At 69.2% G+C, this 11,999-nt stretch carries 6 protein-coding genes; all 6 read right to left on the bottom strand.

Going from position 1 to position 11,999, the window contains the following annotated elements; translation table 11 throughout:
- Positions 1 to 20 precede the first annotated feature (20 nt).
- Entirely contained in the window at positions 21 to 2,609 is a 2,589-nt protein-coding gene (locus tag LXT13_RS07550; RefSeq protein ID WP_233371228.1) for a glycoside hydrolase family 2 protein, read from the bottom strand.
- Between the two features lie 19 nt (positions 2,610 to 2,628).
- Entirely contained in the window at positions 2,629 to 3,837 is a 1,209-nt protein-coding gene (locus LXT13_RS07545; RefSeq protein WP_233371227.1) for a glycoside hydrolase family 27 protein, read from the bottom strand.
- A 33-nt stretch (positions 3,838 to 3,870) separates the two neighbouring features.
- The gene (locus LXT13_RS07540; protein WP_233371226.1) at positions 3,871 to 5,820 is read right to left on the bottom strand and encodes a sialate O-acetylesterase; all 1,950 of its coding nucleotides are present in this window, start codon (positions 5,818 to 5,820) and stop codon (positions 3,871 to 3,873) included.
- A gap of 2 nt (positions 5,821 to 5,822) precedes the next feature.
- Positions 5,823 to 8,777, bottom strand: coding sequence for a glycoside hydrolase family 31 protein (locus tag LXT13_RS07535; RefSeq protein WP_233371225.1), 2,955 nt, complete (start codon positions 8,775 to 8,777; stop codon positions 5,823 to 5,825).
- Between the two features lie 50 nt (positions 8,778 to 8,827).
- Entirely contained in the window at positions 8,828 to 11,227 is a 2,400-nt protein-coding gene (locus tag LXT13_RS07530) for a beta propeller repeat protein (RefSeq protein ID WP_233371224.1), read from the bottom strand.
- Positions 11,228 to 11,255: 28 nt separating this feature from the next.
- On the bottom strand, positions 11,256 to 11,999 hold a 744-nt coding region (locus LXT13_RS07525; protein WP_233371223.1), incomplete at its 5' end, for a glycoside hydrolase family 97 C-terminal domain-containing protein.

Genomic DNA, 11,999 nt, shown 5'->3' with positions numbered 1-11,999 from the left:
TTCATGGCCCGAACAGCTTGTCAGTGATCGGGCTTGGCGAACACCCGAACTTCACTGAGTCGCGCCGGATGATCCGGCGTGACGGCCGGGAAGCGGATGCGCAGGAAGGCCGCCTTGTGACCGACATCGAACAGCGCGATCTCATGGTTCTGGCGGCGTTCCTTAACGTCAGCGACTTGGCGCCAGCCAAGCTGGTCGGTACTGATCTCCACGACGAAGTCCGGCCCCTGGTCGTCGGGCATCTGCACCGACAGCCAGTGCAGCGCATAGACGTTCTCCAGGTGGCCAATCCAGTACGCCTCGCCGGTTTGGGCGTCGGCTTGCCAGAAAGTCGCTGCATCGCCATCGTTGGCCAGCGGCGCCTCGTGGCCGGCTTGCGAACCGCTGCTGGCCGTGGGGCGGCTGGTTGTCACGTTGATGGGGTCGTCGGGAAGCGATTGGCGGTGGATCGCGGGGTAGGCGATGACCGGCCGGTCCGGTTCCAGCGGCGACCGGCCCGCGATGAAGCGGTCCGGCCCGGTGGTGGTGATCGTGATGCGCGCCGGCTTCAGTCCAGGCGACGTGGCCTCGACGACCGTCTCCCCGGCGAAGTAGGAGCGCAACGTGATGGCCGCCTGGCCATCGCGGATGGCCACCAGCGACTTGTTGCTGAAGCGGATGCTGCGGCCGGTCGGAAACTTGCCCGGGCCGCTGACGATGCTCAGCGTCACGTCCGGCGAGTTGCTAAGTGCGCGGCCGGCCGCGTCGTGCACGCTGACGACGAGATGGGCGTCGTCCAGCCCCTGGGTGCCGTGAAGGACGGTCTGGTGGGCCTGCAGCCGCAGTTGCGCCGGCGTGCCGTCCACCGGCCACACCGGCTCCGGCACGCCGCGGTAATGCGTGCGGTACCAGTGGTACTGGCGCTTGGGCAGGCGGAAGTAGTCGATGAAGCCCATGGACCCGAACTCGATGGACGCGATGGAGCCGTGGTCGAACGCGCACCACAGCGCTTCGCCGGAACGCCACGGGTAGCGCCACGAGAAGGGGCGGAGGCTGGCCTTCTGGTCCGGAGTCTCGGGCATCAGGCCGAAGCCGGGCTCGAACGCGCCCGGGCGGTCCACCATCGTGGAGCCGTATTCGGACACGACGGACGGCACGCCGGGATTCATGAACAGCGTCGCGCCGTCGCCGTTGTAGCCGGCCACGTCGCCCAGCTTGTCGATGCCCCCGCGCTGGGCGCCGCCTATGGCCACCGGCCGCGTCGGGTCCTGCGCGTGCATGAAGGCGACTTCGCGCTTGAGGAACTCGCGCATGGGTTCCATCGCTTCGCCGACGGTGAAGAACGGCTCGTTGCTGGCGCTCCAGATGACGACGGACGGCCGGTTGCGGTGGATGCGGATCATTTCAGCAGCCTGCTGCAGCACGCTGGCCTCGAACTCGGGGCGGTCAGCCGGGTCTGGCGGGTAGGCGCTGGACAGCCAGCTGCCGTCGGCGCCGAAGCCGCCGATGCCCCAGAACGGCGCTTCGGACCAGAACAGCAGGCCGATTTCGTCGGTGGCCTTCGTGAAGGCCGGCGAGTGCGGATAGTGCGAGCCGCGGATGAAGTTGAAGCCCGCGTCCTTGACCATCTGCACGTCGCGCCGCGCAGCGCCGTCGGTCACGCCGTCGCCCCAGCCGGCCTGGTCCTGGTGCACGTTGGCGCCGACCATGTAGTAGTGCCTGCCGTTCAGGAAGAAGCCCTGGTCGGCCGTGAACCTGAGGGTACGGATGCCGAACGGCGTCTCGAAGCGGTCCACCGGCCGGCCCTTCACGGACAGGTGGCTGACTAGCTTGTAGAGGTAGGGCGTCTCCGGCGACCACAAGCGCGGGCGGGCGATGCGCGGCAGCGTCTGGACGTCGATGGCGGCGCCACCGGCCGGGACCCAGCGTTCACTGCGCTGCTGCGCGACGCGCCTGCCGCTGGCGTCCAGCACCTCGGAGACCAGCGTCACGCTGACCGCCCGGGAGCGCGTGTTCTTCAGCTCGGTCTGCACGCGCACGGTGGCCTCGTCGTCGGACACCTGCGGCGTGGTGACGAAGGTGCCGTACCAGGCCACATGGACCGAGTCCGTCATCACCAGCCGCACGTTGCGGTAGATGCCGCCGGAAAACACATGCTCGCCCGCCCGCGGCGCCACGCGGGCGTTCCACTCGTTGTTGACGTGCACCGCCAGCAGGTTGGCACCGGACTTCACAAACGGCGTGATGTCGACGCTGAAGCCGGTGTAGCCGCCCACGTGGCGGCCGGCCTTGCGGCCGTTCACCCAGATGGCCGCGTCCTGGAAGACGCCGTCGAACTCCAGCGAGATGCGCCGTCCCATCGCACCCTTGGGCAGGTCCAGGGTCTTGCGATACCAGCCATGGCCCACATAGAAACCCGTGCCGAGGAAGTAGGGCTCGGAGAACGAGTGGGGCAGGTCGGCACGGGCCCAGGTCGAGGTGTCGTGCGCCGGCTCCTGAGCGCCGGCCGGGTCGCCGAGCGTGAAGATCCAGTCGCGGTTGAGCGGCTCGCTGCTACGCGGCGCCGCGGCGGCGATGGCGCCGAGAAGGCTGAGGCATATAGCCACGCCCAGACGTAGAAGGTGGATCATGGCGGTGCCCGTCAGCCGCTCAACGTGCCGGCGTGACGCGCACCATGACCACGCCATGCGAGGCGACCTTGGCGCCGTAGCTGCCGCTGACATTCTTCGCGACCTTCTTGCTCCACAGGTCCTTCACATCGGCCTTCTGCGTGGCGGGCAGGCCCAGGCGATCCCAGTTCAGTGTCATGTCGGCGGCAGCCTTGCCGCGATTGAACAGCACGGCCGCGAACTCGCCGGCCTGCAGCGGACGCACCCATACTTCAAGGTCGCCCTGGCGCAGTACGCGGCGGCCTTGCTTGCCCAGCGGGTCCTGGTCCACGGCGATGACGTCCTTGTTGGTCAGGATGCGCACGGTGTCCGCGTCCATCTTCGACATGTCGTTGCCGGCGATCAGCGGCGCAGCCAGCATCGCCCACAGCGAAAAGTGCGATTCGTACTCCGTCACTGTCATGCCGCCATTGCCGATCTCCAGCATGTCGGGGTCATTCCAGCCATTGGGGCCGGCCGCGGCGGCGCGTTCGACCTGCAGATCGAGGATGTTGGTCATGCCCATCGACCAGTCCTTCTGCCCTTCCCAGGCATCGTAGATGTCGCCGGTGGTGCGCCACAGGTGGCCCACGGTCGGCCCCCACCGCTCGGGATGGTCGGTGCCCCATTCGCAGATGGACAGCACGATGTCACGGCCCGATTCGCGTAGCGCCTTCGCCATGATGGTGTAGGCCGCCTCGGCGTTGCGGGGGCCGGTGTGGCACCAGTCGTACTTGAGGTAGTCCACTCCCCATCTGGCGTACTGGCGGGCGTCCTGGAACTCGTGGCCAGCGCTGCCGGGGCGGCCGCCGCAGGTCAGCGAGCCGGCGTCGGAGTAAAGGCCAAACTTCAGGCCCTTGCCGTGCACATAGTCGGCCAGCGCCTTGATGCCGCTCGGGAAGCGCTCGGGGTCGGCCTGGATATTGCCGTCGGCATCACGGCTCTTCTGCCAGCAGTCGTCGATGACGATGTACTGGTAGCCGGCGTCCCTCATGCCGGATTCGGCCATCGCGTCGGCCTGCTTGCGGATCAGGGCCTCGCTGACGTCGCACTTGAACTTGTTCCAGGAGTTCCAGCCCATCGGCGGCGTAGGCGCCAGGTCGGGCTTTGGCGTTTCGAGCTTGAGCGTCTCGTGGGCATGGGCGGGTGCGGCGGCAATGAGGCCGAGCAGCGCGAGCGCCTGCAAGGCGCGTCGGAACAGCGTGTGCATGGGATCCTTCGGGAAGAGGGAAGTTCGATGGGCTTAGCGGCCGTAGCGACGGCCGGCGGATTGCAGTGGCCAGTCGTCCGTGCGCAGCGGCGGCAGCGGTAGGCCTTCGCCGCCGACGACGTTGGCCTCGCTGGCGTTGTTGACCCACGCGTAGCGGGCAGCCACCGGGGCCGGTACGGCCGGGCTGCTCAGCACGATGCGGTCGCCGTCCAGGCGTGCCTGTGCCGGCGCCCACCGGCGGTCGGCGCCAGCGACGAAAAAGCCGCGCGCCGGTTCGCCGGCGCGGGCGGTGCGCAGGCCGCCGACCGTGGTGTCGAAACGCAGCTCGATCTCGCCGCCTCTGGCCTGATGGCCGGTCAGCCGCGGGCCCGTGGCAGGTGCGGCACGCAGGCCCAGCTCATGCATCGCGAGCGCGGCCAGACGCTGGCCGACGGTGCGCTTGTTGCGCGGATGGATGTCCGCCGTGTCGCCTACGTCGATGGCGGTGGCCATGCCGGTGTGCGGCAGGCTCAGCGCCGCGGCCTGGCTGGCGCGCAGCTCCGCCCAGCCGTTGCCGTCGGGCCGGTTCTCGGCCATGGGCATCCACGACGCCAGCTGCACGAAGAGGAAGGGCAGCCCGGGATCCGCGAATTGGCGGCGCCAGTCCTGGATGAGGCGCTTGAAGCCGTCGGCATAGGCCGCCGCACGTCCGGCGTTTTCCTCGCCCTGGTACCACAGCACGCCGCGCACCGACAGGCCTTGCAGCGGCGCGATCAGCCCGTTGTGGCCCAGCGCCGGCGCGTTGTTGGCCACGGGGCCGCCGGCGGCCACCAGCTTCTCCACGCGGGCGTGCCAGGCGCCCACGAGCGACACCGGGCCAGCGGCCGTGTCCAACCGCAGGTCGGCGCCGTTGCCGTGGATGCCACCACCGCCGCCCGTGTCGGTTACACGCACAGCGATCCAGTTGCTGCCCGCACGCAGCAGGCCGGCCGGCAGTGGGTAGTGGCGGGCCTGTTCCCAGCCGCATTGGCCGCCGACCTTCCGGCCATTGACCCACACCTCGTCGCAGTCATCGACCTTCGCCAGATGCAGCTGCGCCGCGCCGGCCACCTGGGCCGGCTGCAGCTCGATGCGCTTGCGCATCCAGACGACGCCATCCACGTCGGCCAGCCCTTGGCCCTCCCAGTTGCCAGGGGCCTCCAGCATGGGCCAGTCGGCGTCGATGTCGGCCGCGGCGGACCAGCCGGTGGCGTCCACGCCGTCGAGCGGCAGTCCCTTCTGCCAGGCAGCGACGCGGGGCAGCAGGCGTTGACCGAGGGCCGCGGTGAAGGCGGCGTTGTCGGTAGGCAGCGCACGCACCGCAGGCGCTAGGTCGGGGTCGCGCAGGGCGGCCTCGCGGCTCATCCAAGTCTCAAGCATTGAGCCGCCCCAGGCGGTGCCGATTAGACCGATGGGAATGCCCTGCACGGTCTGCATCTGCCGCGCGAAGTGGTAGCCGACGGCACTGAACTCGCCAACCCGGCCGGGCTCTGCCACCACCCAGGGGGCCGGCGCGATCTCGGCCTCGGGCGTGACGCTTGCACGCAGCGGCACACGCAGGTGGCGCAGTCGGGCGTTCTGCGGCGACGCCACTTCCTGTGGGCCGGTGTCGGTCTGCGCGAGCGGCCATTCCATGTTGGACTGCCCACCCAGCAGCCAGACGTCGCCGATGAGCACGTCGTTCAGCACGACGGTCTCGTCACCGCGCACGACGAGTCGGTGGGGGCCGCCGGCGGGCAGGGGGGCCAGCTGCACGCGCCAGCGGCCATCGGCGCCGACGTGGGCCGTGCCGCTGCGGCCACCGAGGTCGATGCCCAGCGTCTTGCCGGGCGTCGCCCGGCCCCAGATGTTCAGCGGGCGATCGCGTTGCAGCACCATGTGTTCGCCGAACACCTCGGCCAGATGCACCTCGGCCTGAGCGGTCGCGGCCAGCAGGGCCAGCAGCAAGGAGATAGGGGTCTTCATCGTCAGGGCTTCTTGGAAATGGGCTCGAAGTTCAGGGTCAACGCCTGGCCCCGGTAGGTGACGGTTCGGGTCGGCTCGTGCTGGCCGGGCGGCGCCATCAGTCGCACCTCCAGCGTCCGCCGCGACACCATGCCGGGGTAGCGGCCCTGGCGGGCACCGAACTTCAGCGTGCGGTGCGCGTCGTTCCAGTGCAGCGTGGTGGTGGCCCGTTCGCCCCGCTCATAGCGGTAGGTCTCGCCGTCGTCTTCATAGAGCGTGAAGCTGGAGTCGGCGCCTGGATAGATGCGGATCTCCCACGGCGCGTCGGGCTGCTGGCCGGTGTACTCCAGCACCGGGCCGAGCGGCACGATGGCGCCGGCCCGCACGAAGAGCGGGAACTCGTGCAGTGTGTATTCCCGCTGGACACTGCGGCCGCCGGTGTGGCGCTGGCCGGTCCAGAAATCGAACCAGTCGCAGCCGCCTGGCAGTAGCGTCGCCTGGCGCTGGTCGATGTGTCGCTGGGCTTCCGCGAGCTCGCGGCGCTGCGCCGGCGTGCGCCATGCCAGGCGCAGCAAGCGCCCACCTGCGGCCTGGAAGTAGTCGATGCGGACCTTGAGCACCTGGCCTTCGCGCAGGGTCATGACCTGGCCCTTGAAGCGTGCACCGCCGACGCTCCATTCGTCGACGACCTTCTGGCCGTCCAGCCACAGCCTGAAGCCATCGTCGCCCTCGACGCCGACTTCGTAGTCGCCGCTTTCCGGCACGGTGATCTCGCCGGTCCAGCGCGCGGAGAAGTTGTTGAGACCCGACAGGCCGGGCGGCACGCTGCCCAGCGGTGGATCGGGCCAGCGGTGGTCGACGAGGGGGGCGACGGTGCGGCTGGCGGGTTGGTCGAAGTTGATGCCGGCGAAGTACTCCAGCACCAGGCCATGCTGGCCGTCCGGCGTGCGCAGCTGCGCGGCGGGCACCGTCAGCGGCGGCGGCGCCTCGGGGTGGAACATTGCCCGCGTGATGGGCTGCACCAGGAAAGCGGGGCCGAACATGTACGTGTCGTCCACCTTGCGCAGAGCCGGCTGGTCGGGGAAGTCCATCGCCAGGCCCCGCATCATCGTGTAGCCCTCGTGCGTGCTGCGCCATGCCAGGCCGTACAGGTAGGGCAGCAGACGCATGCGCAGCTGAGCCGCGCCGAGCAGCGATGCGTAGACCTGCGGGTCCAGCGACTTGAACAGGTAGGGTTCGCGGTCGACCGAGGTGCCGTGGATACGATAGACGGGGTTGAAGACGGCGAACTGGTTCCAGCGCGCGTACATCTCGCGCCAGGCCGGGTTGTGCTGGCCGCCGCCGAAGTTGACGAAGAAGCCGCCGGTGTCTTGCGTCCAGTAGGGCTGGCCGGCCATCGCGACGTTCAGACCGCCGGCGATTTGCGCACGAAGCGTGGCCCAGGAGGCCGTCGTGTCGCCTGACCACGCCATGGCCGCATAGCGCTGCTGGCCGGCCCAGGCCGAGCGGGTCAGCGTCAGCACGCGCCTGTCCCTCGTGGCTCGCTGGCCCTCGTAGGCGCCCCGGGTCGTCACGAGGCTGTAGACGTTCAGGTAGCGCGTGAAGTCGCCCATCGCGTTGCGCCCAAGGCCCTTGATGTCGGCCTCGACCTCGCGCGGGTCATGGGCGGCACCGCCCACCTCCACCTCGGTGCCGTCCATCCAAAGCGCATCGACGCCGATGTCCAGCAGGCCCTTCTTGGCATGCTTGAAGTAGATGCGGCGACCCTCGGCGCTGAAGGCGTCGTAGATGCGCGCCTTCTTGGAGATCCAGTGCAGCGGTTCGAAGCGCAGGCCCTGGGCATCCAGCTCGTGGGCCAGTTCGGTTTCGTTGCCGACGCCGGGCCAGATGGACGCCATCAGCTTGACGTGCAGCTGGTCGTGCAGCTCGCGGGCCATGGCGGCGGGGGCGGGGAAGCGCTCGGCGTCCCAGACCATGCCGCTCCATTGGCCGTCCCATTCGGGCCCGTTCGGGCCGTTCTTCTCGCCGCCCCAGTACTGCCAGTCCTGCACGATGTAGTCGAGCGGGAAGTGCTCCGCGCGGAAGCGCCTCACAACGTCCAGCAGCTGCTGCTGCGTCTGGTAGCGCTCCTTGCTCATGAACAGACCGAAGGCGGCCTTGGGGAACATGGGCGCCGCGCCGGTCAAGCGGCGGTAGCCGGCAATGACGGTGTCCATGTCGGTGCCGGCGGTCAGGTAGTAGTCGGCGCCGGCGGGCGCGCTCTCGGCCGTGAAGGTGCAGCCTTCGGGTCGGTCGCTGAAGCCCATCTTGGAGTACACGTCCCACAGCAGCCCCCAGCGCCGCGTTGACACCATGAAGGGCACGACGATGCCGATGTTCGTCTGCACCAGGCGCACGTCGCAACCACGGTAGTCCATGTAGGGCTCGTCGTACTGCCCGAGCCCATACAGCGATTCGTCGGGCGTCAGCGCGAAGGTCTGCGTCAGCGCGTAGCTCGGGCTGCCGGCGATCTCAACGCGCTGCAGCTCGGTGGGCGACGTGGTGCGCTCGCGCGTCAGCAGGCGGCCATCGGCTGCGAAGAAGGTCAGCGCACCGCTAAGCTTGTCCACCGTCACGCGTAGGCCGGCGCCGGTCAACGCCAGCTGGTCGCCGGTGTCCATCACGTCGAAGGCCGGTGGCTGCGGACGGGCCACGACGACGATGCTGGGCTGCGTGGTGTAGCACTGGCCCAGGTGGGCAGCCACGCGTACTAAGCCAGGGCCGTAGAGCAGCACACTCTTGGTCAGCCCGCCGATGCGGAACTGCAGCCCCTCGGCGACTCGCCGCCAGGCAAAGCCATCGGGCGACCCGTGCAGCGGCAGCGCCCGCAACTGCCCGGCGGCATCCAGTGCCGACGGGCGGGAAGCGGCGCTGGCCGGAAGCGCCAGCGCGCCCGCCGAGGCGCATGCCGCCAGGCCGAAGAGGTCACGGCGTTTCATTCACGAGTCACCATGGTCATCGCGACGGAGCGCGTTGCGGTCATGCGGGCTCAATTGCTATACAGGAGGCCGCGGCCGGTACCGCTGACGTAGAGGCGCCCGTACACGCCCTGGTCGGCCGCCATGACGCCGATGCCGCCGAACTGGTGTGTGTCGTCGTTGAAGCGCGCCCAGCTGGCGCCGCCGTCGTCGGAGCGGTAGACACCCCACGTGCCGTTGATGACCCCGACGACGTAGACGGCCGCCGAGTAGGTGGACCCGGCCTTGGCCTTGCCCAGCGCGATGACGCTGGCGCCGGACGCGTCGTTGGCCGTCGCAAAGTTGGGCAGCTTCTTCCAGGTCGCGCCGGAGTCCGTCGAGTGGTAGACGGTGTTGCCGTCGGCCACCCAGACATCGCCCTCCGCATTCGGGTTCACTGCGATCGAAGTGGCCCACCAGGAGTCAGGGGCCATCCTGGCCGACACGGAGCCCTGGCTGAGCGTGAAGGTGTGGCCACCGTCCGTCGAGACATAAACCTTGCCCTGCAAGTTGCTCCACGTCGCGCCGCCCGAGTCGAAGGCGTAGACCTTGTTCGGGTTCTGACGGTCCGCGGCCAGGCGGTATCCGCGGTTGAAGCCGTTGCCGACGACGGTCAGTGCCGGCAGGTTGGTGGCGACCCAGCTCACACCGTTGTTGGTGGTGTAGTAGGGCACCGCGTTGGGCGGCGCCCAGATCGCGTTGTTGCGCGACGTGACGGTGATGCCGCCCTCGGCGCTGCCGCTGGTCGTCGCGCCGGCCGGCAGGCTGGCGAAGTCGGTCCAGGTCTTGCCGCCATCGCCCGACCAGTAGCCACGCACGGTTCCGCTGGCGTTAACGACACCGATGCCGGCCATATAAAGCGGGTCGCTCCACGCCATGTCAGCCGAGTTGCCGTTGCTCCATCCCAGCCCGGGGCCGTAGGTCGGCGCCGCCGTCAGGTCGGTCTGGACCCAGGTGCCCACATCGCCCGCGCTGTTGATGAACCGGTACGGCGCGCTGGCGGGCGGCGTGACCAGCGCCAGCGTAGCGGTTTCCTCCAGCCCCTTGACGGTGTGGCTCCATCCGGGCGTGGCCGCCGAGGCGTTGCGGGTCTCGACGATGCCGCCGCCATGCACGTGCAGGATGTGGTCGCGGTCCGACGGGTCGATCTCGACATCGTCGACCCAGCCCGAGGTGACGTCGCCCGGCATCGTCGCCTCGATCTCGCGCCAGGTCGCGCCAGCGTCGTCGGACAGCTGCACGATCTGCTGTCCGTTCCAGTTGCCCCAGGAGTTGCTCACGCCCAGCGCGATGCGCGTGCTGCTGCCTCTGCCTGAGACCGACACGCCGCCAAGGCCGAAGTTCGTCCCCGCGGTCGGGTCTTCGCTCTTGAGAAGCGTCCAGCTGCTGCCGTCGAACCTGTACAGCCGGCCCGGGCCACCCGCGCCCGGCCCCTTGTCCTTCGTGAACACGATGTAGAACATGCCGTCCGCAGCGCGCACCATGTGCGGAATCTGCATGCCGGTGACCGGGGTGGCGACCGGGGCCCATGAGGTGCCGCCGTCGGTGGACCTGTAAAGGCTGGAGCTCAAGCCCGCCGCGCTGACGTAGTCCGGCGCGATGGCAGCGTAGATTGTTTGTGTGGCGGTGCCGCTGCCCTGGGTGCCGGTGTCGTAGACGACCACGCCAATGCCCACGCCGCTGCCGCCCGCCGCCTGCACTTGGTCCGCCGTCATCGTGACGGACGACAGCGACGTGACCTGGGTCCACGTCCTTCCGGCGTCGGTGCTTTTCCACAGGCCGGCCTGGCGCGAGCCAAAGAGCAGGTTCGACGGCTTGTTGGGGTCGACCACCAGACGCTCGCCGATGGCGCGCCCGGGGTTATTGCCGCCCAGGGCGAAGGGCAGTGGGACGTGCGTCCAATGGTCGCCGCGGTCGTTGGAGATGTAGAGGCGCCCGTTGCCTTCGAAGGTGTACATGCCAGTGGCCATGTAGACGAGCTGGTCGTCGTTTGGATCGAGGGCAATGCTCTCCACGCCGTGGAACCTGCCTTCGCCGCCGCCGAATCCCGCGCCGTCGGTGACGGGTGTCCAGGACGACGTTGCCGGGCTCCAGCGGTAGGCACCGCCAATGTCGGTGCGGGCGTAAAGCAGGTTAGGCGTCGTCGGGTGATAGATGAGGCCGGTGACATAGCCGCCGCCGCCGAACTTGACGCTCGTCCAGCTCGCGGCAGGGGCAGCAGTCCCGCTACCGCCGTCAGGCGGGGGAGGTGGTGGCGGGGGAGGAGGGGGAGGGGGGGGAGGAGGAGGGGGAGGAGGTGTCGTGCCGCCATCGGACACCGGCGGAGGTGGCGGCGTGGTGCCACCGCCTCCGCCGCAGCCTGCCACGAGCGTTGCGGCGACGAGAGAAAGAACGGTGAGTTGCCTGCTGTAGTGCATCTGGAGATGTTTCATGGAAGGGAGTCCTGGTGTTCTCGTCGGGTCAGGGGGACGGGAGCGGCTCGAGCACCACGGCGGCACCGCCGGCCATGGCCAGCGTCAACGTCAGCCGGTCCCGGGCTGTCACGACGTGTTCCGTGCGGCGCACCTCGCGCACGACCTCGCCGTCCTGCCAGATCGTGGCGCGCCACCGGCCCGGCGGCAGGAAGGCCAGCGGCACCTGCTGCGTGCGCGCCTCCTCGGCCGTCATCGCGCCGATGTACCAGGTCTTGCCGCTGCGGCGGGCCAGCACGATGTCGCGCCCCGGCTCGCCGCTGATGAAGCGGGTCTCGTCCCACGCGGTCGGCACGCGCTTGATGAAGTCGAATCCCGTCTCGCCGCGGTAGTTGGACGGGTCGTCGGACACCATCTGCAGCGGACTGTCGTAGACGACGTACATCGCCAGCGCCTGGCCACGCGTCGTCTGCGTCTGCGGCATGACGGCGCGTACCTCGAAGGTCTGCGGCGTCGCGTTGCGGAAGCCCCCGGGCGTGTAGTCCATCGGCCCGGTCAGCATGCGCGTGTACGGCAGCATCAGGTTGTGCCGCGGCGTGACGCGTCGGTCCATCTTGTTCCACTCGGCGCCCAGCACGCCTTCTTGCGTGATGAAGTTCGGATAGGTGCGCTGCAGGCCGGCGGGCACGTAAGCGCCGTGCAGGTCCAGCAGCAGGTGGCGCCTGGCGGTGGCCTCGGCCACGCGCTGGTAGAAGGCCACCATGTCCTGGTCGTCGCGGTTCATGAAGTCGAC

Origin of the sequence: Pelomonas cellulosilytica, from assembly GCF_021353265.1 — a bacterium.
GTDB lineage: Bacteria > Pseudomonadota > Gammaproteobacteria > Burkholderiales > Burkholderiaceae_C > Pelomonas > Pelomonas cellulosilytica.
This window is presented reverse-complemented; position numbering and strand designations above follow the sequence as displayed.